Raw genomic sequence first — 22,384 nt, forward strand, 5'->3', positions numbered from 1 at the left:
TCCTTGTGGATGGAATGGTTCTGTCTCTCGATGTGGTCGAGCCGGACCGGTTAGCGGGGTTTGAGCAAGTCCACGCGCAGTGTTGAGGGTTGGTCAGCCTGGTCGTAGGCGTAGGTGCAGATCTTGTAGGGTCTGTCCCGAACGGTGATCAGCCGTGCGTACTGCTCTGTTCGCGTGCTGGGGGAGTCATTGAGCGTGGAAAATATCTCGATAGGTTCGTCCTCCTCCTCCTCCACGGGAGGGGGCGGAAAGGCCAGGTAATCGACTGGCCTGAGGCAATCGGTCGTGGTGGCCGGGCCGAACTTGTAGGAGTAGCGATGCATGAATGGCGGCGCGAGCTTCCAGATCACGGTGTAGGCCGCCAGCCCCTGTTTATCCAGGCTGATGCTCAAGTTCGGCGTGCGTGCCGGCCCGGGTTCGGCCAGTTCCACCGCCAGGGTCAGGGCATTTTTCATCATGCCGTTGGTCGCCTGTTGTTCCTCGGAATCCAAGCCGACGATACACAGCATGTGCATACCGGTTTCCGGTCCGATGGCGTCATTCACGTACGCGTCCTGCGCCTTGATCGGGGTGCTGTAAAGCTCCGGTTTTTCGCAATCAATGGCGCGCCGAGTGGTTTTGTAGCGATAGAGCGCAGTGTTGGTCGTGAAGGAAAGGTTCCAGCGCGGCACGATATCCTTGTGTGTGCCGTCGGGTCGCTTGACGAAGTATTGCTGGATGGGGTCCGGGTGCCGAAAGGAAATGGTGGTGGTCGGGAAGAGTTCGCAGTGTTCACTGTCGGCTTTCAGAACGCCTTCGACAAAGCACCGGTTGAGGAACGTCACCGGGCTGCCGTAGTTCGTTTCGGGGTGCCAGGTGGGCATACCGTTGTTGACCTCGCAGGGCGCGTCCCTTTGGCATTTGCGTTCTTCGGTCTGGCCTGAAGTGCTGGTGCTGAGAATGCCGAAGAGCGTATTAGTCGCCCGCTCCAGCAGTGGCCCGCCGAAGCCGCCGCGGCCGATACCCTGGCATTGGTTTTTCATGGTCACCCGCCACACGAACGGCTGTTCCACCAGTTCGCGCGAGGCTTGCTGCGCGCAGGCGGAGAGATGCAGGGTGTCCCATTCCGGTGCAGCCAGCGCGAGGATATCGACCCCGTCGGCGGGGACCGCTTCGGCCAGTTTCAAAGGGGCGATGCCTGCCTTCAGCAAATCGGCAAGCGAAGCTTTCAGCTCGACGATCGCCAGGTCCACTCCCTGGCTACTGCTCCATTTCAGGGTTTTCAACGGAAAGGTCTTGAGGCTCTCCAGCGTGTCGTCGAAGTAGTTGAAGCTGATGTTGCCTTTGATATCCAGGTCTTTTTGTACCCCGCCGTTATGGCGATGAAGGCAGTGGCTGCTGGTGAGCACATAGGCCGGGCCGGACTTGCCTGCGTCGTCGCGGGTGTCCAGTAGGGAGGCGGTGCAGAGGGCCTGGGCTTCATTGCGGATGCGACCGACGCCAGTCCAATGGGCGTGCTGATGCTGCGCATTGGCGAGCATTCTGGGCGGGCTGGCGTTGGCAAGGCCTTCACCATAGTCCCTTGGTGCCGCGATAAGCAGGTTGGAAAGGCTGCAGAGCAGCAGCCCCGAAATCAAGTGGTGGAGCGTGTTCATGGCATGTCCTGAAAGAGTGAGCGCAAGGTTCGACTATTCAGGAATGTCAGCTGGGCAGTACGGTAGCTATCTAGTACTTGCCATTCTTGCCATGGCCGGCCATTGCCTGGTTACTGCGCACGCTGATCATCAACTTGATATCGATCCACTCCACGCCCTGGGCCTTGAGCTTGGGCAGCTCGCGCTCCAGCACCGCCAGGGTTTGCGGGTAGGGATGGCCGATCATCACCGCCGAACCCTGTTTGTGCGCCAGTTTGATTGCGCTCTGCAGCTGCGTGGTGATTGCCGCTTCGGTGCGTTCGTCGTCCAGGAACACGTCCCGCGAGACGCTGGCCAGGCCGATCTTCTGCGCCTCGGCGGCGGCGACTGTCTTGGCGCTGGTGCGGCTGTCGACAAAGAATTTGTTGCGCCGTTGCAGTTCGCCCATCAACCAGGCCATGGCCTCGGGCTGCGCGGTCATGCGGCTGCCCATGTGGTTGTTGATGCCCGCGGTGTAGGGCACTGCCTTGAAGGCAGCGTCCAGGCGCCTGCCGAGTTCCTCGATGGGCAACTCCGGGTGCCAGGCGAACGGGCCGGTGGCCGGGTCCATGGGCATGTGCAGGATCACGATCTTGCCGGCCTTGTGGGCTTCGCGGGCGAATTCGGCGGCATGGGGCGTGTCGGGCATGATCGCCGTGGTCACCGGCCCGGGCAGGGCCAGCACGCGACGATCCCTGGGCAGATTTTGCCCGAGGTCGTCGATGATAAGGGTCAGGTAGGCTTTGTTGGGCTCGTTGGCCGGGGTCGCATGGGCGACTCCGGCCAGGCTGCACAGCACGGCGATGATCAGGGCAAAACGCATATCAACGGCTGCGCGTAATGCTCAAGCCCTTGAGCAGGCTCAGCGCCTGGGCCAGCTGGTAGTCATCGTCCTGTGGCATCGGCTTGGCTTTCTTGCCGCTGCCGGTGGGCTGGTCGGCGCCGCCGTTGCCATTGCCCAGATGGCCTTGCAGGTCCGCTTCTTTGTAGTACTCGCTGTCGATCTCGTTGGTGATCTTGGCTTTGCGCACCTCGATGTCGGGCACGATGCCCTGGGCCTGGATCGAGCGACCATTTGGCGTGTAGTACAGCGCCGTGGTGATCTTCAGCGCACGTTCGTTGTTCAGCGGCAACACGGTTTGCACCGAGCCTTTGCCGAAACTGGTGGTACCCATCAGCACGCCGCGCTTCTGGTCTTGCAGGGCGCCGGCGACGATCTCCGACGCCGAGGCGCTGCCGCCGTTGATCAGCACGGCCAACGGGACGTTTTCGCTGAGGTCGTTGCCCGTTGCCGAGAAGCGCAGTTCGGAGTTGGCAATGCGGCCCTTGGTGTACACGATCAGGCCCTTGGTGATGAAGTGGTCGACCACTTCCACTGCCGACTGCAGCACGCCGCCCGGGTTGTTGCGCAGGTCGAGCACGATACCGCTGAGCTTCTTACCGTTGTCCTTGCGCAGCTTGGCCAGGGCCTTGGCCACTTCGTCGCCGGTCTTGACCTGGAATTGGGTGATGCGGATGTAGCCGTAGCCCGACTCCAGCAGCTGGCTCTTCACGCTCTTGACCACAATGGTCGCCCGGGTCAGCGTCACGTCGAACGGGTTGCCGCCGTCGCGTACCAGGGTCAGGGTGATTTTCTGGCCGATCTTGCCGCGCATCTTGTCGACGGCTTCAGTCATGGTCTGGCCACGGGTCGGCTGGCCGTTGATCTTGACGATGAAGTCGCCGGCCTGGATGCCGGCCTTGGACGCCGGGGTGTCGTCGATCGGCGAGACCACCTTGATGTTGCCGTCTTCGGAGCCGACTTCGATGCCCAGGCCGCCGAATTCGCCGCTGGTGCTTTCCTGCAGCTCGGCAAAATCTTCCGGTCCCAGGTAGGCGGAGTGCGGGTCGAGGTTGCTGAGCATGCCCTTGATGGCATTTTCCAGCAGGGTCTTGTCGTCTACAGGTTCGACATAAGCGGCCTTGATCCGGTCCATGACCTCGGCAAAGGTGCGCAGCTCGTCCAGCGGCAGCGGCGCCTTGGTGGTCGCGGCCGTGCTGGCCGGGGCAGCCTGGTCGGCGAAAGCCAGGGGCGCGCCGATCACCAGGGCGATCGTCAGGGCCAGCGAAGTGAGGCGGGACAAATGCAGCATGTCGAACGAACTCCTAATGTAGATGCGCCCCTATCCTTGGGAGCGGCACCATTGTGCGGGATCGCTCGGGCGACCCTGCTGACGAATAGCGAAGTACAGCGCCGGAGTGTCCTGGCCACCACTGTTACCCACAGTGGAGATGGATTCACCGGCTTTTACAACATCACCTGCCGACTTGAGTAATGTCTGATTGTGGCCGTAAAGGCTCAAATAGCCATTGCCGTGGTCGAGAATCACCAGCAAACCGGCGCCCCGCAGCCAATCGGCAAACACCACACGCCCGCCATGAACGGCGTGGACCTGGCTGCCGGCGGAGGCGCTGATCATCACCCCATCCCACTTGGCGCGGGTGTCATCGCCACGGGTTTCCCCGAAGCGTGCCAGTAATCGACCATCAACTGGCCATGGAAGTTTGCCGCGGGCCGAAGCAAAAGGCCCACCGAACGACTCGCCGGCGCTGGAAACCAGCGGGCCAGGCGCTGCATGCGCCGGTTTACGCGGTGCTGGCGCATCCGTAGTGGCGGCCAGCTCGGCCTCACGCTGGCGCTTTTTTTCGGCTTCCTGCTGGGCGATCAGCGCTTTCTGTCGCGCTTCTTCGGCCTCGCGTGCCTGGCGTGCCAGGGTTTCCTCGATGGTTTTAAGCACTTTGGCCAAGTCGGCCTGGTCCTGCTCGCGGGCCTGGAGCTTGGCGTCGCGGGCCTTCACATCCTCATTGAGCTTGGCCAGGGCCAGTTGGCGCTCCTTGCGAACCTTGTCCAGCTCGTCGCGCTGGGCGTTGAGGGCGCTTTTCTGGTCTTCCAGCTGCGACTGCTGGTTGGCGATCTCCTGTTCGACGTTGACCAACTGGCGCAGGGTTTCGTTGAAGCTTTTAAGTTGCTCCAGCCGGGCCTTGCTCAGGTAGTCGTAGTAGGTGAGGGTGCGCGCGAATTTCTCGGGGTTCTGCTGGTTGAGCAGCAGCTTGAGGTATTCCTGGCGGCCGTTCTGGTAGGCGGCACGGGCCTGGATCGCGATCAGGCGTTGCTGTTCAACGCGGGCGCTCTGGAGTTTTTTTTTCTCAGCGTCGAGTCGCTCCAGTTCCGACTCGCTCTTCTTTAATTCTTTTTGTAGCTCCTGGACCTGCTTCTCCAGCTTGCCCATCTCGGTTTCCGTACCGCGCAGGTCTTTCTGCACTCCGGATTTCTCTTCCTGGAGCTTGCCGAGCAGTTTCTTCAGCTCGGTAATGTCCTGACGCGTAGCGTCCAACTGTTGTTGGGTTTGTGCGCGCTCGTCGGCAAACGCCGGTTGGAGCAGGCAGACAAGAGCAAGGGTAATCAAGGCGCGAAGCATAGAGGCGGGCGACACCAGGGAAATGGACGGCCTAGTATGCCCGCCAAGCGCGGCAAAAAAAACGCCCAATTCGGGCTGTAGCGCAAGATAGGTGCCGAGTGGCAGTGGTATGGCAAAAAGACATGTTCCAAACACCGCAGATCCAATGTGGGAGGGGGCTTGCCCCCGATTGCAGTGTGTCAGCTCAATAGGTGCTGGCTGATCCACTGCTATCGGGGGCAAGCCCCCTCCCACACTGTTGCGCGGTGTGGTTGAAATCAAATCAGAATCGAAGTCCCGGTCATCTCCACCGGCTTCTCCAGCCCCATCAGCATCAGCATGGTCGGCGCCACATCCGCCAGCACGCCACCGCTACGCACCTTGAAATCACGCTTGCCGACGTAGATGAACGGCACCGGTTCGGTCGTGTGAGCAGTGTGGGCCTGGCCGGTGGATTCGTCGGACATCTGCTCGCAGTTGCCGTGATCGGCCGTGATCAGCGCTTCGCCGCCCACCTTTTCCAGGGCGTCGACGATACGGCCGACGCACAGGTCCAGGCATTCCACGGCCTTGGTCGCAGCTTCCAGGTTGCCGCTGTGGCCCACCATGTCGCCGTTGGCGTAGTTGACTACGATCACGTCGTAACGCTGGTGGTCGATGGCGTCGACGATCTTGTCGGTGACTTCCGGCGCGCTCATCTCCGGCTGCAGGTCGTAGGTGGCGACCTTTGGTGATGGGATCAGGATGCGCTCTTCACCCGGGAACGGCTCTTCGCGACCACCGGAGAAGAAGAAGGTTACGTGGGCGTATTTTTCGGTTTCGGCAATGCGTAGCTGGGTCTTGCCATTTTTTGCCAGGTAATCGCCCAGCACGTTGTCCAGGCTGCCCGGGGCAAAGGCGGCGGGGGCCGGGATGCTGGCGGCGTATTGGGTCAGGCCCACGTACTGCACTTTTGGCTGGCGGGCGCGCTCGAATTCCTTGAAGCCGTCTTCGACAAACACACGGCTGAGCTCACGGGCGCGGTCGGCGCGGAAGTTCATGAACACCACGGCGTCGCCGTCTTCGACCTTCACTGGCTCGCCGATGGTGGTGGCTTTGACAAACTCGTCGCTTTCGCCACGGGCGTAGGCGGCTTCCAGGCCTTCCTGGGCGGTGGCGGCGTTGAATTCGGCCTGGCCGTCGACGATCAGGTTGTAAGCCTGGGAGACGCGGTCCCAGCGGTTGTCACGGTCCATGGCGAAGTAACGGCCCACCAGGCTGGCGATGCGGCCCTTGCCGAGGGCGGCGAAGGTGGTGTCGAGCAGTTCGATGGACGATTGCGCGCTTTTCGGCGGGGTGTCGCGGCCGTCGAGGAAGGCATGCAGGTAGATCTTGTCGGCGCCGCGCTTGAAGGCCAGTTCGGCCATGGCGACCAGGTGGTCCTGGTGGCTGTGGACGCCGCCATCGGACAACAGGCCCATGAAGTGCACGGCCTTGCCGGCAGCCACTGCTTTATCGACCGCCGCGCAAATCGTCGGGTTCTCGAAGAACTCGCCATCGCGGATCGCTTTGGTCACGCGTGTGAAGTCTTGATACACCACTCGTCCGGCGCCGAGGTTCATGTGGCCGACTTCCGAGTTGCCCATCTGGCCGTCCGGCAGGCCCACGTCCATGCCCGAGCCGGAGATGAGGCCGTTGGGTACGGTGGCGGTCAGGCGGTCGAGGACAGGCTTGTTGGCCGCGTATACCGCGTTGTCGTGGTGGCTTTCACTGTGTCCGAAGCCATCGAGAATTATCAGGACCAAAGGTTTAGGCGTAGTAGTCATAGATCCTCTCGCGGCGGTAATAAAGGAAGACAATTGAAAAGGGAGTGGCAGTTTAAAGCGAAGTTCCGACCACGTCACCGCTTTACGGGGGTTGGCCCCCCCTGGCGGCTGTGTATACTTACCGCCATTTTAACGCCCTGGAACCTCCTTGATGGTTGATCACCTGATTGCATTTGCCACTGCCCACTACCTGCTCGTGGGTGCCTTCGTTATCCTGCTGGCGCTGCTGATCGCTCATGAATTGAGCCGCGGTGGCCGCAGCCTGAGCACGGCGGAGCTGACCGCGCTGGTCAACAAGGATGAGGCCGTTGTCGTGGACATTCGTCCGGCCAAGGATTTCGCCACCGGTCACATCGTCGGCGCCCTGAACATTCCTCAGGACAAGCTGATCGCGCGCCTGGCCGAGCTGGAAAAGCACAAGGCCAAGACCATCATCCTGGTCGACGCCCAAGGCCAGCACGCCGGCACCCACGCCCGCGAAATGCTCAAGACCGGTTTCACCGCCGCCAAGTTGTCCGGTGGCATCAGCAGCTGGCGCGCCGATAACCTGCCGCTGGTGAAGTGATATGAGCCAGGTTGTCGTGTATTCCAGCGATTGGTGCCCTTACTGCATGCGGGCCAAGGCCCTGCTTGAGAAGAAGGGTGTTGCCTTCGAAGAAATCAAGGTCGACGGCAAACCGCAAGTGCGCGCCGAAATGGCCCAGAAGGCGGGGCGCACGTCCGTGCCGCAGATCTGGATCGGCGCCAGGCACATCGGTGGCTGCGACGACCTGTTCGCCCTGGAGCGCGCCGGTAAACTGGATGCGCTGCTGCTCGTCTGACTCCTAAACCCTAAAAGACCTCAAGATCACAAGGATCTGCGATGACTGACCAACAGAACACCGAAGCTGCAGAAGCCCAAGCGCCACAGTTCTCGCTGCAGCGCATCTACGTGCGTGACCTGTCGTTCGAAGCGCCGAAAAGCCCGGCCATCTTCCGTCAGGAATGGACGCCAAGCGTTGCGCTGGACCTGAACACCCGCCAGAAGGCACTGGAAGGCGACTTCCACGAAGTCGTGCTGACCCTGTCCGTGACCGTCAAGAATGGCGAAGAAGTGGCCTTCATCGCTGAAGTGCAACAGGCCGGTATCTTCCTGATCCAGGGCCTGGACGAAGCGTCCATGAGTCACACCCTGGGCGCGTTCTGCCCGAACATCCTGTTCCCGTATGCCCGTGAGACCCTGGACAGCCTGGTCACCCGTGGCTCGTTCCCTGCGCTGATGCTGGCTCCGGTGAACTTCGATGCCCTGTACGCGCAAGAGCTGCAGCGCATGCAACAGGAAGGTTCGTCGACGGTTCAGTAATCTCGAACCCGGTGCAGGACCCCATGTGGGAGGGGGCTTGCCCCCGATAGCGGTGGATCAGTCACATAGATGTCGACTGACACTCCGTCATCGGGGGCAAGCCCCCTCCCACATTTGTTATGTGTGTTATTTGAAGCCGAGCTGGCGCCAGCCTTCGTAGACGGCGACGGCCACGGTGTTGGACAGGTTCAGGCTGCGGCAGCCCTCGCGCATCGGCAAACGCAGGCGATGGCCGTCGGGCAGGGCGTCGAGCACCTCGGCCGGCAGGCCCCGGCTTTCCGGGCCGAACAGGAACGCATCGCCCTCGGCAAAGCTGGCATCATGGAACGGCCGCGACCCCTTGGTGGTGAACGCGAACAGCCGTGGGTGGCCCAGGCTTTCCAGGCAACTGGCCAGGTCGGCGTGGCGTTTGAGCGTGGCGTACTCGTGGTAATCCAGCCCGGCACGGCGCAGGCGCTTGTCGTCCATGTCGAAGCCCAGCGGTTCGATCAAATGCAGGTGGCAGCCACTGTTGGCGCACAGCCTGATAACGTTGCCGGTATTCGGCGGAATTTCTGGTTGAAAAAGGATGACGTGAAACATGCACGGCTCCGAAGGCAAAGATGCGCTGCATTCTACCCTCGAAGAGGACCCGAGGCCGAAGCTTATGCCGAGGGTCATGGGCTCTTTGGCGATTGTCGGCATGATGGTCGGCCTGATGATCGGTCGCCTGACCACCCCGGAGCCGGTCGAACTGCAACAGGTCGAGACCGCGAGGGACGGCGTGGTGGTGTGGTTCAACGGCGAACCCAAGTTGCACGGCGAGCACGTCGACGGCACTGTGGCGCTGTTGTTCGACGCCCAGGGCAAGGCCGCGAGTGGACGGCTCAAGGTCAATGACAAGGACGTGAACTGGCGCGTACGCAAGACCGATGGCGGCCTGCTGCTGAACCTCGTGGCGGCGCGACCATTGCGTGGGGAGTGGAAGGGCGAGAAGGCCGATGGCCGTTGGCGGCTGGAGATCCATCTCCAGGAGGAATAAAAGAGGGAGTTCCCGGCCTGCCTGTACCAGGGCTCCCAAAACGGGGTGAAGCTTGCAAAGCTTCGGTGTTAAAGAGGGAATCCCCGGCCTGCCTGTACCGAGGTTCCCCAAAGCGGTGTGGAGCGCGACGCGATTCGCATCAAGCACCCCGGGTGTAAAGAGGGGATTCTCGGCCTGCCTGTACCAAGGTCCCCGAAACTGGGTAGTAACAGGGTTATTGCAGGGCGCGTGCCAAAATTCGCAATATGGGCCAAAAAATTACGCCAGAAAGCGCAAAGCCCCGGAATACGGGGCTTTGGTGTTTTCGGTTCGCGGGTTCTATTGAGTGAGGCTCTGGCTTTCGCTACCAGATCCATGCCCGATGCCGGTTCATGGTGCATTGAAGCGGTGCACGGTGCTGGAGCCTTGTAGAGGTCCAAATGTGGGAGGGGGCAAGCCCTCTCCCACATTGGGTCTTGAGTGGATCCGAGATTCAGGCTTCATCCCCCTCGTCATCATCCCCCCCGTCGACCTTCATCCCCAGTTCCTTGATCTTGCGCGTCAGGGTATTGCGGCCCCAGCCCAGCAACACGGCGGCATCGCGACGGCGACCGGCGGTGTGTTTCAAGGCGGTCTCGATCATGATCCGCTCAAAGGCCGGCACGGCGCTGTCCAGCAGGCTCGACTGGCCGCGTGCCAGGGCCTGGTCGGCCCACTGGCGCAGCGCCTGTTCCCAGTTGGTTACTGGCGCAGAGTCTTGCGGCAGGCTCAGCAGCTCCGGTGGCAGGTCGCTGATATGCACTTCGCGCCCGGACGCCATCACGGTGATCCAGCGGCAGGTGTTCTCCAGCTGGCGCACGTTGCCCGGCCACGGCAGGTTCTTCAGGTACTCCTCGGTCTCGCTTTTCAGCAGTTTCGGCTCGACGGCCAGCTCCTGGGCGGCGCGGCTGAGGAAGTGACGGGCGAGGGTCGGGATGTCTTCGCGACGGTCCGACATGCGTGGAATGTGGATACGGATCACGTTGAGGCGATGGAACAAGTCCTCACGGAATTTGCCGGCGTGTACCAGGGTTTCCAGGTTCTGGTGGGTTGCCGCAATGATGCGTACGTCGACCTTGACCGGCGTGTGCCCGCCAACGCGATAGAACTCACCGTCAGCCAGCACCCGCAGCAGGCGGGTCTGGGTATCGGCCGGCATGTCGCCGATTTCATCGAGAAACAAGGTGCCGCCGTCAGCCTGTTCAAAACGCCCGCGCCGCAGGTTGGCCGCGCCGGTGAACGCGCCTTTTTCATGGCCGAACAGCTCGGATTCCATCAAGTCCTTGGGAATCGCCGCCATGTTCAGCGCGATGAACGGCGAGGCCGCCCGTGGGCTGTGGCGGTGCAGTGCATGAGCGACAAGCTCTTTACCGGTGCCGGATTCGCCGTTGATCAGCACGGTGATGTTGGAGTGGCTCAAGCGCCCGATGGCGCGAAAAACTTCCTGCATCGCCGGCGCTTCGCCGATGATTTCCGGGGTGCGGGTCAGGGCCGGTGGGGCTTCCTGGTTCTGCTGTTCCTGGGCGTGCTGGTTGGCGCGCTTGACCAGTGCCACCGCCTCGTCCACGTCGAACGGCTTGGGCAGGTACTCAAAGGCACCGCCCTGGTAGGACGCGACAGCGCTGTCCAGGTCCGAGTGCGCGGTCATGATGATCACTGGCAGGCGCGGGTGCTGCTCGCGAATCCGCGCCAGCAAGTCCAGGCCACTGGCGCCGGGCATGCGGATGTCGGAGATGATCACATCGGGCTGCTGGCGCGCCAGGCGGCTCATCACCCCGTCGGCGCTGTCGAAGCTCTGGGTGGTCATGCCTTCCTGTTGCAAGGCTTTCTCGAGGACCCAGCGGATAGAACGGTCGTCATCGACGATCCAGACAGTTTCACTACGGCTCATGTCGATGGGGCTCCTTGTTCCAGAGGCAGAAAGATCGAGAACGTGGTGTGGCCGGGATGGCTTTCACATTCGATCAGACCCTGGTGCTGGCTGATGATGTTCTGGGTGATGGCCAGGCCCAGCCCGGTACCGTCCGGGCGGCCGCTGACCATGGGAAAGAAAATGGTTTCCTGGAGTTCCGCAGGAATGCCCGGGCCGTTGTCGATGATTTCGACCTTGGTCACCAGGCGATGGCGCACGTGGCCGATGGTGAACTGGCGCAGGGCGCGGGTGCGCAGGCTGATGCGACCCAGGCGCAGCTCATTCTGGCTGCTGATGGCCTGCATGGCATTGCGCACGATGTTGAGCACTGCCTGGATCATCTGTTCGCGGTCGATCAATACGTCGGGAATGCTCGGATCGTAGTCACGCACCAGGGTGATGCAGCCCTGGCTTTCGGCTTCCACCAACTGGCAGACGCGCTCGAGCACTTCGTGCACATTGGTCATCGCCAGTGACGGCAACTTGTTGGAGCCGAGCATGCGGTCCACCAGGTTACGCAGGCGATCGGCCTCCTCGATGATGACGTTGGTGTAGTCCTTGAGGTGTTCCTCCGGCAGCTCACGGGCCAGCAACTGCGCCGCACCGCGAATGCCGCCCAGTGGGTTCTTGATCTCATGGGCCAAGCCGCGCACCAGCATCTTGCTGGTTTCCTGCTTGGACAGCTGCGCTTCCTCCTTGGTGATGCGCAGCAGGCGATCGCGCGGGTGTACTTCCAGCAGCAGCAACGTCGCGCCGTTGCTCAGGATGGGGGTCACGGCATAGTCGACGGTCAGTGTCTGGCCGGTGAGGGCGGTGAGCATCGCTTCGCGTTTGGTGAACGGGTGTGCCTGCTCCACCGCCTGGCGCAACGAACTCAGGGCTTCGGCCGACTCGGTGAACAATTCGCTGATGAACTGCCCATGGCTGCGCTGGCCGCTGATGGCCAGGAGCATCTCCGCCGCCGGATTCATGTACTCAAGACGCAAGTCGTCATTGAGCAGGATGGTCGCGGTGGTCAGGTTGTCGAGTAGCAAACGGTGCAGTGCATCGCTGATGGTCATCAGGACCTCTTTTGGAGCAAGGCGCGGGCTTGAGGCACACGCTGATACATGGAAAATGCAAAAACCAAACCAAGGCTCCGAAAAGAAGCGTGAAAGCCCTGAAATGGGTGTTTCAGGCGCGAAACTGTGGCGTTCTGCCAGCTTGCACGGGAAGTTTCGAACCAAAATGGGCTGGGCAAGTGGGAAGGGTGCAGCCTATCGCACCAATATAGTGCGGTTTTGTGAAGGTTGTTCAGGAAGTGGCGAGTGGATCGTTTTCAGGGCGCGGTGAAAACGATCCGGAGTGGGGGATGGATCAGTGTTGTTCGGAAAGTGGCATGCCCGGACGGCCCGCGTAAAAGACCAGCAGCTCGACCGGGGTGTTGCCGGTAATACCGCGATGCTCAATGCCTACCATCTCGGCAAGGGTTTGCCCTTGCCTCAAGGTGCGCGTCAGCCCGCTCTTACGGGTTTCAACGGTCAGCTCTCCCGAAACGATGTAGGCGGCATTTGGCATTGGGTGAGTGTGCCAGGGCAATTGCGTGTGCGCAGGGATCTTGAGGCGTATGAGCGTCAGTTGCGGCGGACCTGAGGGGTAGGCTTTGTAAGGTGTGCCATCCCATGACGCGCTGCGTTCAAGCAACACCTCTTTTTCGATGTGTACGGCGTTCTTTGGGTGGGTGCCGCAGCCAAGCAACGACAAACCCACCGCTGCTGCAATCCAGCACTTGAGGGTGATCATGGTTCCATCCTGTTCGATAAATGAACAGTCAGGCTATGGCTGCCGGCCTCGGTGAAAATGCAGGACGGGTCCTCAAATCAAGTAGGTCCAGTGCACAGTTCGGCCGTGGCGCGGATCATCGCCAGCTGACGCAACGGATCGTTCAGCGGCTCATGCACGGCTTCGGCCAGCCATTGTGGGCACTGTGGATCGGTGCGCTGCGGGGTGAAGTCAGCCAATTGCTGCAGCAGGCGTTTTTGCAATTCGTCCAACTGCGGGCGGATCTGTTTCACCAGGTCCGGGCGCGGATCGTCAGGTGCCTTGCCCTGGAACTGCCAGTCTGACAGATGGGTGTACTGCACCAGTTTGTTCGCCTCGATCTGCGCCGAGAAAAACTGCTCGACGGCGGCAGACGCCAATTTGTAGCTCGGTGCCTGGGCGACGACGCTGGCGATCACTTCTTGTTCGCGCTTTTTGTCCTCTACCGGCTTGTGGCTGTCCCATTTGCTCAGGGCTACCTGGTCGGCGATCTCCAGGCGTTCGGCGATGCTGTTGAGCAGCGGCTCCAGGGTGGGCGGCGCGGCACTGGCACTGGCACTTGCGAACAACAGGGCGCACACAAGTCTATGTTTCAATGAAGATCTCCTTGTGGGAGGGGTAAGCCCCTTCCCACCTTTTTGATTGGGTTTGCAGGTCTACAGCAGCGTCAGTCAGAGGCTACCTTATAGTTACGCGAGAATCCGCCGGCCAGCTAAACCCCAGGCAAAAAAAAGACCTCCCGAAGGAGGTCTTTTTCGTCACGCCACGTTAAGCAGCGCTACCGGATCAGCAGCTGTAGTACAGCTCGTATTCCAGTGGGTGTACGAAGGTGCGAACCTTGATTTCTTCTTCGCTTTTCAGCTCGATGTAGGCATCGATGAAGTCGTCGCTGAATACGCCGCCTTTGGTCAGGAACGCACGGCCCTTGTCCAGCTCTTCCAGGGCTTCTTTCAGGCTGCCGCACACTTGTGGGATCTCTTTGGCCTCTTCAGGCGGCAGGTCGTACAAGTTTTTGTCGGCGGCGTCGCCAGGGTGGATCTTGTTCTGGATACCGTCCAGACCGGCCATGACCAGTGCCGCGAAGGCCAGGTATGGGTTGGCTGCCGGGTCCGGGAAGCGCGCTTCGATACGGCGAGCACGTGGGCTGGACACGTAAGGAATACGGATCGAGGCGGAACGGTTGCGAGCGGAGTAGGCCAGCATTACCGGAGCTTCGAAACCTGGGACCAGACGCTTGTAGGAGTTGGTCGACGGGTTGGTGAAGCCGTTCAGGGCCTTACCGTGCTTGATGATGCCGCCGATGAAGTACAGGGCAGTGTCGGACAGGCCGGCGTAACCTTCGCCTGCGAAGGTGTTCTTGCCTTCTTTGGCGATGGACAGGTGAACGTGCATACCCGAACCGTTATCGCCGTACAGTGGCTTAGGCATGAAGGTCGCGGTACGGCCGTAGGCATCAGCCACGTTGTGTACGCAGTACTTCAGGGTCTGTACTTCGTCAGCCTTGGCTACCAGGGTGTTGAACTTCACACCGATTTCGTTCTGGCCGGCAGTGGCCACTTCGTGGTGGTGCACTTCGATGACCAGGCCCATTTCTTCCATGGCGTTGCACATGGAGGTACGGATTTCGTGGTCGTGGTCGAATGGCGGAACCGGGAAGTAGCCTCCCTTGACGCCTGGACGGTGGCCTTTGTTGCCGCCTTCCACGTCCTGGTCGGACATCCAGGAGCCTTGTTCGGAGAAGATCTTGAACATGGAGCCGGAAATGTCGGACTTGAACTTGACCGAATCAAAGATGAAGAATTCTGGCTCCGGGCCTACGAATACGGTGTCGCCGATACCGGTGGACTTCAGGTATTCCTCGGCACGCTTGGCGATCGCACGTGGGTCGCGGTCGTAGCCTTGCATGGTCGAAGGCTCGATCACGTCACAGACGATGATCAGGGTTGGGTCTTCGGTGAACGGGTCGAGAACAGCAGTGCTGTCGTCCGGCATCAGGATCATGTCGGAAGCTTCGATGCCTTTCCAGCCAGCGATGGAGGAACCGTCGAACATTTTGCCTTCTTCGAAGAAAGCATCATCCAGCGCGTCGCGAGCCGGCATGGTCACGTGGTGCTGAGTGCCTTTGGTGTCCGTGAAGCGCAGATCAATCCATTTAACGTCATGATCTTTGATGAGTTGAACCGACTTCGACATAGTGTCCTCCGGGTGGCTTCGGGCTGGGGTAGTGGAGTTAGCCCTTAGAATGTGGGTGATGCCGGCGCGGATACTCCGCCATGGCAACCTGCCTCACAAGAGAGCAAATTGCATGCCAGTGCGCCAACATGGGTTTTCTGTTCCAAAAACGCCCCTATAACGGTGCATTACGACAAAAGCCCGAAAATAGCGCACCTCAATGTAGCGCAAAGGCGTGCATGTGCACCCATTTAGTGCGTTGCGCCTGCTGTGCATATTAACTGGTTAAACCTTGAGCGATTTCCGCTATAATCCGCGCCCCCCTTTTTCAGCAGGCCCGGCGCGCGCTGTTTCCATGAAATTAATCGTTAAAGTCTTTCCCGAGATCACCATCAAAAGCCGACCGGTACGGACGCGTTTCATCCGTCAGTTGGCCAAGAACATCCGTGCCGTGCTCCGCGATCTGGACCCGGCTGTGGTGGTGAACGGCGTGTGGGACAACCTCGAGCTGGAAACCCGTGTCACCGAGCCCAAAGCCTTGAAGGACATGACCGAGCGCCTGAGCTGCATGCCGGGGATCGCGCACTTCCTGCAGGTGGATGAGTACCCGCTGGGCGACTTCGACGACATCACCGAGAAGTGCAAACAGCACTACGGCGACTCGCTTACCGGCAAGATCTTTTCGGTGCGCTGCAAGCGTGCCGGCAAGCACAGCTTCAGCTCCATGGACGTCGAGAAATATGTCGGCAGCAAGCTGCGTCGCGAGTGCGGCGCTGCCGGAATTTCCCTGAAAGCACCGCAAATTGAAGTGCGCATGGAAATTCGCGACCAACGGTTGTTTGTGATCCACAGCCAGCACAACAGCATCGGCGGCTACCCGCTGGGCGCTCTGGAACAGACCCTGGTACTGATGTCCGGCGGTTTCGATTCCACGGTGGCGGCCTACCAGATCATGCGTCGCGGCCTCATGAGCCACTTCTGCTTCTTTAATCTGGGCGGGCGTGCACACGAATTGGGCGTGATGGAAGTTGCGCACTTTATCTGGAAGAAGTACGGCAGCTCCCAACGCGTGCTATTTGTGAGCGTGCCGTTCGAGGAAGTGCTGGGCGAAATTCTCGGCAAAGTCGATAACAGTCATATGGGCGTGGTATTGAAGCGTATGATGTTGCGCGCTGCCTCGCGGATCGCCGACCAGTTGCAGATCGACGCGCTGGTCACCGGTGAAGCGATCTCCCAGGTATCGAGCCAGACGCTGCCGAACTTGTCGATCATCGATTGTGTTACCGAGAAGCTGGTACTGCGCCCACTGATCGCCAGCCACAAGCAGGACATCATCGACCTGGCAGAGCAGATCGGCACCGCCGATTTTGCCAAGCACATGCCCGAGTACTGCGGGGTCATCTCGGTGAACCCCAAGACCCACGCCAAGCGTCACCGCGTGGAGCATGAAGAGAAAGAATTCGACATGGCGATTCTGGAGCGTGCGCTCGAGAACGCCAAACTGGTCCCGATCGATCGCGTCATCGACGAGCTGGGCCAGGACATCAAGATCGAAGAAGTCAGCGAAGCCCTGGCCGGCCAGATCGTCATCGACATCCGTCACCCGGATGCCGCTGAGGATGAGCCGCTGGAAATCGCCGGCATCGACGTACAAACGCTGCCGTTCTATGCATTGAACGCGCGTTTCAAGGAACTGGATAACAGCCGTCAGTACCTGCTGTATTGCGACAAAGGCGTGATGAGTCGCCTGCATGCCCACCATTTGCTCAGTGAGGGGCATGCCAATGTGCGCGTTTATCGACCGAGCTAAGAGCCCGGGGCTGTTTGCCTGTGGCCTGCGTCACCGGCCCCCCGACTCTGCCGTCAAGCTGTAACGGCAAGGCCTGACTCTACTGTTAATCGCTGCCACGACCTGTCAGCACACCGAATCCTCTGATCGAGATACACAAGTGATCGAAAATCTACGTAACATCGCCATCATTGCTCACGTTGACCATGGTAAAACCACCCTGGTAGACAAACTCCTGCGTCAGTCCGGCACCCTGGAGCGCAACGAGCTCAACGACGAGCGCGTGATGGACTCCAACGACCAGGAAAAAGAGCGCGGTATTACCATCCTGGCGAAAAACACCGCCATCAACTGGAACGGCTACCACATCAACATCGTGGACACCCCGGGCCACGCCGACTTCGGCGGCGAAGTAGAACGCGTAATGTCGATGGTGGACTCCGTTCTGCTGCTGGTTGACGCTCAAGACGGCCCTATGCCGCAAACCCGTTTCGTGACCAAGAAGGCCTTCGAAGCTGGCCTGCGTCCGATCGTGTGCATCAACAAGGTTGACCGTCCAGGCGCGCGTCCGGACTGGGTTCTGGACCAGATCTTCGACCTGTTCGACAACCTGGGTGCCACCGAAGAACAGCTGGACTTCAAAGTCGTCTACGCCTCGGCCCTGAACGGTATTGCCGGTCTGGACCACACCGACATGGCTGAAGACATGACCCCGCTGTACCAGTCGATCGTCGACAACGTACCTGCGCCGGCTGTTGACCGTGACGGTCCGTTCCAGATGCAGATCTCGGCACTGGACTACAACAGCTTCCTGGGTGTTATCGGCGTTGGCCGTATCGCCCGTGGTCGCGTCAAGCCGAACACTCCGGTTGTCGCTATCGGCGCCGACGGCAAGAAGCGTAACGGTCGTATCCTGAAGCTGATGGGCCACCACGGCCTGCACCGCATCGACGTTGAAGAAGCTGCAGCTGGCGACATCGTGTGCATCAGCGGTATGGACTCGCTGTTCATCTCCGATACCCTGTGCCACCCGGACGCGGTAGAAGCGATGAAGCCTCTGACCGTTGACGAGCCAACCGTTTCCATGACCTTCCAGGTAAACGACTCGCCTTTCTGCGGTAAAGAAGGCAAGTTCGTGACCTCCCGTAACATCAAGGAGCGTCTGGACAAAGAGCTGCTGTACAACGTTGCACTGCGCGTTGAAGAAGGCGACTCGGCTGACAAGTTCAAGGTTTCCGGCCGTGGTGAGCTGCACCTCTCGGTACTGATCGAAACCATGCGTCGCGAAGGCTTCGAAATGGGCGTTGGTCGTCCTGAAGTGATCATCCGTCAAGTTGACGGCGTGAAGCAGGAACCGTTCGAAAACGTCACCATCGACACCCCTGAAGAATCCCAGGGCAAGGTCATGGAAGAGATGGGCCTGCGTAAAGGCGACCTGACCAACATGGTGCCGGATGGCAAAGGCCGTGTGCGTCTGGAATACAACATCCCTGCTCGCGGTCTGATCGGTTTCCGTAACCAGTTCCTGACCCTGACCAACGGTGCTGGCATCCTGACCTCGATCTTCGATCGCTACGACACCATGAAGTCCGGCGACATGTCCGGCCGTCAGAACGGTGTTCTGGTCTCGGTAGAAACCGGCAAGGCACTGACCTACTCCCTGGAAACCCTCCAGGCGCGTGGCAAGCTGTTCGTTGAACACGGTCAAGAGATCTACAACGGTCAGATCGTCGGTCTGAACAGCCGTGACAACGACATGGGCGTCAACCCAACCAAAGGCAAGAAGCTCGACAACATGCGTGCTTCGGGTAAAGACGAAACCATCGCCCTGGTTCCACCTGTTCGCTTCACCCTGGAACAGGCCCTGGAATTCATCCAGGACGACGAGCTGTGTGAAGTCACGCCTAAGTCGATCCGCCTGCGTAAGAAGATCCTGGACGAAGGCGAGCGTACCCGCGCTGCCAAGAAAGCCAAGAACTGAGTTAACTCAGGCTGAATGAAAAACGCCCCCGGTCGAAAGGCCGGGGGCGTTTTTTTGCGCCTGCATTTTGTGGGGTGGCTTTACTGGCCTCATCGGGGGCAAGCCCCCTCCCACATTTTGAACTGTGAACACTTTCAAGTGTGGGAGGGGGCTTGCCCCCGATAGGGCCCTTGAAAGCCCCGCAAAACCCTGATCAGAACTTGTCGAGGGTCTTGAACGTGGTCTCGCGCACCACTTCCTTCGGCTTGTACGCGCAATATCCCGGACGCGGCCCGATCTTCGGGTGGTTGCGGCAGGTATCCGGGCGCTTGTCATAAATAGTGCAGAAGCGCGTCTTACGATCCAGGTACAGGCAATCGTTGTTGCTCATGCGCTGCAGGGTAAAAATCTCGGATTTGGAATTGAAGCGCTCGACGATGCCTTCCTTCTGCAGGCGCTTGGCGATGTTCTTCGGCGGGTCGCCACGCTCGAATTCATCGACGATGCCAATACGGATCAGGTCCTTGATCTTCACTTCGACCGGCAGCGTGCAGCAGCTGGACACGCAACCACCGCACATATGCGCGGAATATTTCTGCCACGTTTCAAGACGGTCGAGTTCCGCGGCGGCGATCAATTGAGGCTTCATCAGGGTTCCAAAAGGTGGGGCTGTATCCGGGCGCGCGATCATACCGGGATTGGTGATTTTTTGAACAATATTTTCTGGGTTTCAGCTCAAAGGCAGATCGGGCACGACCCCTGCATCTAATTCACGCAACGGTGAATGCGTTAAAAAACTGCCGAACCAGCGCGTCTACCGCCTGTCAGACCGTCTAGGCTCTAGCAACTCCTTCTATCTCGCCCGAGGTCGCAATTGATGTCTCAGGAACCACTTGCACGAGAAGCAGAGGTAGCCGCATTCCGCGATGCCGTCTTGACCAAACTCACCTACGCGGTGGGCAAGGACCCGGATCACGCCTTCGACCACGACTGGTTCGAAGCCATTGCCCTGGCCGCCCGCGACCAGATGGTCGACCACTGGATGGACCATACGCGGCGTATCTACCGCAAAGGCCAGAAGCGCGTTTATTACCTTTCCCTGGAATTCCTCATCGGCCGCCTGCTCTACGACAGTCTGAGCAACCTTGGCGTGCTGGAGATTGCGCGCGAAGCGTTGTCCGAGCTGGGTGTCGACCTGGAGCGCATTCGCCTGCTGGAGCCCGACGCGGCGCTCGGCAACGGTGGCTTGGGCCGCCTGGCTGCGTGCTTCATGGAAAGCATGTCGACCCTGGGCATTGCCGGCCATGGTTATGGCATTCGTTATGAGCACGGCTTATTCCGCCAGGCGATTGTCGATGGCTGGCAGCAGGAGCAGACCGAGCGTTGGCTGGATTTCGGCAACCCGTGGGAGTTCGAGCGGGCCGAAGTGATTTACCCGATCGGCTTTGGCGGCAGCGTCGAAACCCTGGCGGATGCCTCCGGCAAGATGATTCAGGTGTGGTCGCCCAACGAAACCGTCCGGGCCGTGGCCTACGACACTCCGGTGGTCGGCTGGCGTGGCGCCAGCGTCAACACCCTGCGCCTGTGGCGCGCCCGTGCGGTGGAAGACTTGCACCTGGAGCGCTTCAACGCCGGTGACCACTTGGGCGCTGTCGCCGAAGTGGCCCGGGCTGAAAGCATCTCCCGCGTACTTTACCCAGCCGACAGCACCGAAGCGGGGCAGGAACTGCGCCTGCGTCAGGAATACTTCTTTGTCTCTGCCTCATTGCAGGACCTGCTGCGCCGTCACAAGAACATGCACGGCTCGGTGCTGAGCCTGGGCGAACACGCGGCGATCCAGCTCAACGACACGCACCCGTCCATTGCCGTGGCCGAGTTGATGCGGCAGTTGGTGGATTTGCACGATATTCCGTGGGAAGCAGCTTGGGACGTCACCGTTGAAACCCTTTCCTACACCAACCACACGCTGTTGCCCGAAGCCTTGGAAACCTGGCCTGTGGGCCTGATGGAACGCATGCTGCCCCGGCACATGCAGATCATCTACCTGATCAACGCCCAGCACATCGATTCGCTGCGCGCCAAAGGTATCCACGATTTCGATGTGCTGCGCGCCGTCTCACTGATCGAAGAAGACAACGGCCGCCGTGTGCGCATGGGCAACCTGGCATTCCTCGGTTCCCACAGTGTCAACGGCGTGTCCGGCCTGCACACGCAACTGATGCGCAGCACCGTGTTCTCCGAACTGCACAAGCTGTACCCGGAGCGCATCAACAACAAGACCAACGGCATTACCTTCCGCCGCTGGTTGTACCAGGCCAACCCCAAGCTCACGTCCATGCTGGTGGAGGCGCTCGGTCCGGACATTCTCGACAAGCCCGAAGAGCGACTGCTGGAACTTGAACCCTTTGCCGAGAAACAGACATTCCGCAAGACGTTTGCCGAGCAACGTTTACACAGTAAGCGTGCACTGGCCGACATCATCCACGAGCGCCTGGGCATTGCGGTGAACCCGGCGGCGATGTTCGACGTGCAGGTCAAGCGTATCCACGAGTACAAGCGCCAACTGCTCAACCTGCTGCACACCGTGGCGCTGTACCAGGCGATCCGTGCCGAACCGGGCACCGACTGGGTGCCGCGCGTGAAGATCTTCGCGGGCAAGGCGGCGGCCAGTTACCACCAGGCCAAGTTAATCATCAAGCTGACCAACGACATCGCCCGCACCGTCAATAACGACCCGACCGTGCGCGGCCTGCTCAAGGTGGTGTTCCTGCCTAACTACAACGTCAGCCTGGCGGAAAGCATCATTCCGGCGGCGGACTTGTCGGAGCAGATCTCTACCGCCGGCTTCGAAGCCTCGGGCACCAGCAACATGAAGTTCGGCCTCAATGGTGCGCTGACCATCGGCACCATGGACGGCGCCAACGTTGAAATGCATGAGCGCGTGGGTGCCGAGCACATGTTTATCTTTGGCCTCAGCGCGCAGCAAGTGGAAGCCCGCAAACACGCCGGGGAGTTCAGCGCCGGGCCGGACATCGTCGCCTCCCATCGGTTGAACGATGTGCTGCAAGCGATCCGCGGCGGGGTGTTCTCGCCGGATGATCCGGGCCGCTACGTGGGGTTGATCGATGGGTTGATCGACTACGATCGATTCCTTGTGTGCGCCGACTTCGATTCGTACTGGGACGCCCAGGCGCGGGTCGAGGCGCATTGGCATGATTCCAAGGCGTGGTGGCGTTCGGCGGTGCTGAATACGGCGCGCATGGGCTGGTTCAGCTCGGACCGGACGATCAGGGAGTACGCGACCGAGATCTGGAAAGCCCTCGACTAAACATCGCTGATCCAAAAATGTGGGAGGGGGCTTGCCCCCGATAGCAGCCTGTCAGTTTGCAGATATGTCGACTGGTGCACCGCTATCGGGCGCAAGCTCCCTCCCACATTGGTTCTGCATCGATATACTGGGCGCCGGTTTGCCTAGG

Annotated in this window: 19 protein-coding genes; 7 read left to right on the forward strand and 12 right to left on the reverse strand. The window is 60.3% G+C overall.

Annotated elements, in window-relative coordinates; genetic code table 11:
- Positions 1–50: 50 nt before the first annotated feature.
- From BM017_RS16370 to gpmI, 5 genes are all read right to left on the reverse strand, one after another.
- Positions 51–1,634, reverse strand: a complete 1,584-nt coding sequence (locus BM017_RS16370) for a trypsin-like serine protease (protein WP_092246277.1) — start codon at positions 1,632–1,634, stop codon at positions 51–53.
- A gap of 70 nt (positions 1,635–1,704) precedes the next feature.
- Positions 1,705–2,475: a divergent polysaccharide deacetylase family protein gene (locus BM017_RS16375; protein ID WP_092246280.1), complete on the reverse strand. Its 771-nt coding sequence runs from the start codon at positions 2,473–2,475 to the stop codon at positions 1,705–1,707.
- 1 nt (position 2,476) lies between these two features.
- On the reverse strand, positions 2,477–3,784 hold the full coding sequence (locus BM017_RS16380; RefSeq protein WP_071492420.1) for a S41 family peptidase: 1,308 nt from the start codon (positions 3,782–3,784) through the stop codon (positions 2,477–2,479).
- Between the two features lie 30 nt (positions 3,785–3,814).
- Positions 3,815–5,110: a murein hydrolase activator EnvC family protein gene (locus BM017_RS16385; protein WP_092246283.1), complete on the reverse strand. Its 1,296-nt coding sequence runs from the start codon at positions 5,108–5,110 to the stop codon at positions 3,815–3,817.
- Between the two features lie 257 nt (positions 5,111–5,367).
- Positions 5,368–6,894 carry a 2,3-bisphosphoglycerate-independent phosphoglycerate mutase gene (gene gpmI / locus BM017_RS16390; RefSeq protein WP_071492418.1) on the reverse strand — a complete coding sequence of 509 codons (1,527 nt, stop codon included), beginning with the start codon at positions 6,892–6,894 and terminating at the stop codon, positions 5,368–5,370.
- Positions 6,895–7,045: 151 nt separating this feature from the next.
- Here gpmI and BM017_RS16395 point away from each other — a divergent pair, with 151 nt between their 5' ends.
- The 3 genes from BM017_RS16395 to secB are packed head-to-tail and all read left to right on the forward strand — an operon-like array spanning position 7,046 to position 8,236.
- Positions 7,046–7,459: a rhodanese-like domain-containing protein gene (locus BM017_RS16395; RefSeq protein WP_010213877.1), complete on the forward strand. Its 414-nt coding sequence runs from the start codon at positions 7,046–7,048 to the stop codon at positions 7,457–7,459.
- Between the two features lies 1 nt (position 7,460).
- Complete coding sequence (gene grxC / locus BM017_RS16400) at positions 7,461–7,715, forward strand: glutaredoxin 3 (RefSeq protein WP_033896917.1); 255 nt, start codon at positions 7,461–7,463, stop codon at positions 7,713–7,715.
- Between the two features lie 41 nt (positions 7,716–7,756).
- Positions 7,757–8,236, forward strand: coding sequence for a protein-export chaperone SecB (secB, locus tag BM017_RS16405; RefSeq protein ID WP_010213875.1), 480 nt, complete (start codon positions 7,757–7,759; stop codon positions 8,234–8,236).
- Positions 8,237–8,362: 126 nt separating this feature from the next.
- On the opposite strand, the gene BM017_RS16410 is transcribed toward secB, so the two are convergent.
- The gene (locus BM017_RS16410; protein WP_003171120.1) at positions 8,363–8,818 is read right to left on the reverse strand and encodes a tRNA (cytidine(34)-2'-O)-methyltransferase; all 456 of its coding nucleotides are present in this window, start codon (positions 8,816–8,818) and stop codon (positions 8,363–8,365) included.
- Between BM017_RS16410 and BM017_RS16415 the strand changes: the two genes are divergently transcribed.
- On the forward strand, positions 8,817–9,257 hold the full coding sequence (locus BM017_RS16415; protein ID WP_071492417.1) for a hypothetical protein: 441 nt from the start codon (positions 8,817–8,819) through the stop codon (positions 9,255–9,257). The genes BM017_RS16410 and BM017_RS16415 overlap by 2 nt on opposite strands.
- Positions 9,258–9,729: 472 nt before the next feature.
- Here BM017_RS16415 and ntrC read toward each other — a convergent pair whose 3' ends face one another.
- The 5 genes from ntrC to glnA form a co-directional block, all read right to left on the reverse strand.
- Positions 9,730–11,166, reverse strand: coding sequence for a nitrogen regulation protein NR(I) (gene ntrC / locus BM017_RS16425; RefSeq protein ID WP_025859464.1), 1,437 nt, complete (start codon positions 11,164–11,166; stop codon positions 9,730–9,732).
- On the reverse strand, positions 11,163–12,248 hold the full coding sequence (gene glnL, locus BM017_RS16430; protein ID WP_056860661.1) for a nitrogen regulation protein NR(II): 1,086 nt from the start codon (positions 12,246–12,248) through the stop codon (positions 11,163–11,165). Before glnL ends, ntrC begins: the two co-directional genes overlap by 4 nt.
- 295 nt (positions 12,249–12,543) lie before the next feature.
- Positions 12,544–12,969 (reverse strand): cupin domain-containing protein, encoded by a 426-nt coding sequence (locus BM017_RS16435; protein WP_092246286.1) that lies wholly within the window; start codon positions 12,967–12,969, stop codon positions 12,544–12,546.
- Between the two features lie 77 nt (positions 12,970–13,046).
- Positions 13,047–13,583 carry a chorismate mutase gene (locus BM017_RS16440; protein ID WP_092246289.1) on the reverse strand — a complete coding sequence of 179 codons (537 nt, stop codon included), beginning with the start codon at positions 13,581–13,583 and terminating at the stop codon, positions 13,047–13,049.
- Between the two features lie 190 nt (positions 13,584–13,773).
- On the reverse strand, positions 13,774–15,180 hold the full coding sequence (glnA, locus tag BM017_RS16445; protein WP_017529544.1) for a glutamate--ammonia ligase: 1,407 nt from the start codon (positions 15,178–15,180) through the stop codon (positions 13,774–13,776).
- 334 nt (positions 15,181–15,514) lie between these two features.
- Between glnA and thiI the strand changes: the two genes are divergently transcribed.
- The gene (gene thiI / locus BM017_RS16455; protein WP_071492415.1) at positions 15,515–16,969 is read left to right on the forward strand and encodes a tRNA uracil 4-sulfurtransferase ThiI; all 1,455 of its coding nucleotides are present in this window, start codon (positions 15,515–15,517) and stop codon (positions 16,967–16,969) included.
- A 139-nt stretch (positions 16,970–17,108) separates the two neighbouring features.
- On the forward strand, positions 17,109–18,929 hold the full coding sequence (typA, locus tag BM017_RS16460) for a translational GTPase TypA (RefSeq protein ID WP_058423717.1): 1,821 nt from the start codon (positions 17,109–17,111) through the stop codon (positions 18,927–18,929).
- 193 nt (positions 18,930–19,122) lie between these two features.
- Here typA and BM017_RS16465 read toward each other — a convergent pair whose 3' ends face one another.
- A complete protein-coding gene (locus BM017_RS16465) occupies positions 19,123–19,557 on the reverse strand; it encodes a YkgJ family cysteine cluster protein (protein ID WP_012721764.1) in 435 nt (144 codons plus the stop codon).
- A 228-nt stretch (positions 19,558–19,785) separates the two neighbouring features.
- Between BM017_RS16465 and BM017_RS16470 the strand changes: the two genes are divergently transcribed.
- On the forward strand, positions 19,786–22,236 hold the full coding sequence (locus BM017_RS16470) for a glycogen/starch/alpha-glucan phosphorylase (RefSeq protein ID WP_092246295.1): 2,451 nt from the start codon (positions 19,786–19,788) through the stop codon (positions 22,234–22,236).
- The last annotated feature ends 148 nt before the right edge of the window (positions 22,237–22,384 follow it).

This window comes from Pseudomonas sp. NFPP04 (genome assembly GCF_900113815.1).
Taxonomy (GTDB): domain Bacteria; phylum Pseudomonadota; class Gammaproteobacteria; order Pseudomonadales; family Pseudomonadaceae; genus Aquipseudomonas; species Aquipseudomonas extremorientalis.

Bases quoted from the DNA above. Each gene is read 5' to 3' on its own strand.
- BM017_RS16370 (WP_092246277.1), bottom strand. From the start codon at position 1,634: ATGAACACGCTCCACCACTTGATTTCGGGGCTGCTGCTCTGCAGCCTT.
- BM017_RS16375 (WP_092246280.1), bottom strand. From the start codon at position 2,475: ATGCGTTTTGCCCTGATCATCGCCGTGCTGTGCAGCCTGGCCGGAGTC.
- BM017_RS16380 (WP_071492420.1), bottom strand. From the start codon at position 3,784: ATGCTGCATTTGTCCCGCCTCACTTCGCTGGCCCTGACGATCGCCCTG.
- BM017_RS16385 (WP_092246283.1), bottom strand. From the start codon at position 5,110: ATGCTTCGCGCCTTGATTACCCTTGCTCTTGTCTGCCTGCTCCAACCG.
- gpmI (WP_071492418.1), bottom strand. From the start codon at position 6,894: ATGACTACTACGCCTAAACCTTTGGTCCTGATAATTCTCGATGGCTTC.
- BM017_RS16395 (WP_010213877.1), top strand. From the start codon at position 7,046: ATGGTTGATCACCTGATTGCATTTGCCACTGCCCACTACCTGCTCGTG.
- grxC (WP_033896917.1), top strand. From the start codon at position 7,461: ATGAGCCAGGTTGTCGTGTATTCCAGCGATTGGTGCCCTTACTGCATG.
- secB (WP_010213875.1), top strand. From the start codon at position 7,757: ATGACTGACCAACAGAACACCGAAGCTGCAGAAGCCCAAGCGCCACAG.
- BM017_RS16415 (WP_071492417.1), top strand. From the start codon at position 8,817: ATGCACGGCTCCGAAGGCAAAGATGCGCTGCATTCTACCCTCGAAGAG.
- BM017_RS16410 (WP_003171120.1), bottom strand. From the start codon at position 8,818: ATGTTTCACGTCATCCTTTTTCAACCAGAAATTCCGCCGAATACCGGC.
- ntrC (WP_025859464.1), bottom strand. From the start codon at position 11,166: ATGAGCCGTAGTGAAACTGTCTGGATCGTCGATGACGACCGTTCTATC.
- glnL (WP_056860661.1), bottom strand. From the start codon at position 12,248: ATGACCATCAGCGATGCACTGCACCGTTTGCTACTCGACAACCTGACC.
- BM017_RS16435 (WP_092246286.1), bottom strand. From the start codon at position 12,969: ATGATCACCCTCAAGTGCTGGATTGCAGCAGCGGTGGGTTTGTCGTTG.
- glnA (WP_017529544.1), bottom strand. From the start codon at position 15,180: ATGTCGAAGTCGGTTCAACTCATCAAAGATCATGACGTTAAATGGATT.
- thiI (WP_071492415.1), top strand. From the start codon at position 15,515: ATGAAATTAATCGTTAAAGTCTTTCCCGAGATCACCATCAAAAGCCGA.
- BM017_RS16465 (WP_012721764.1), bottom strand. From the start codon at position 19,557: ATGAAGCCTCAATTGATCGCCGCCGCGGAACTCGACCGTCTTGAAACG.
- BM017_RS16470 (WP_092246295.1), top strand. From the start codon at position 19,786: ATGTCTCAGGAACCACTTGCACGAGAAGCAGAGGTAGCCGCATTCCGC.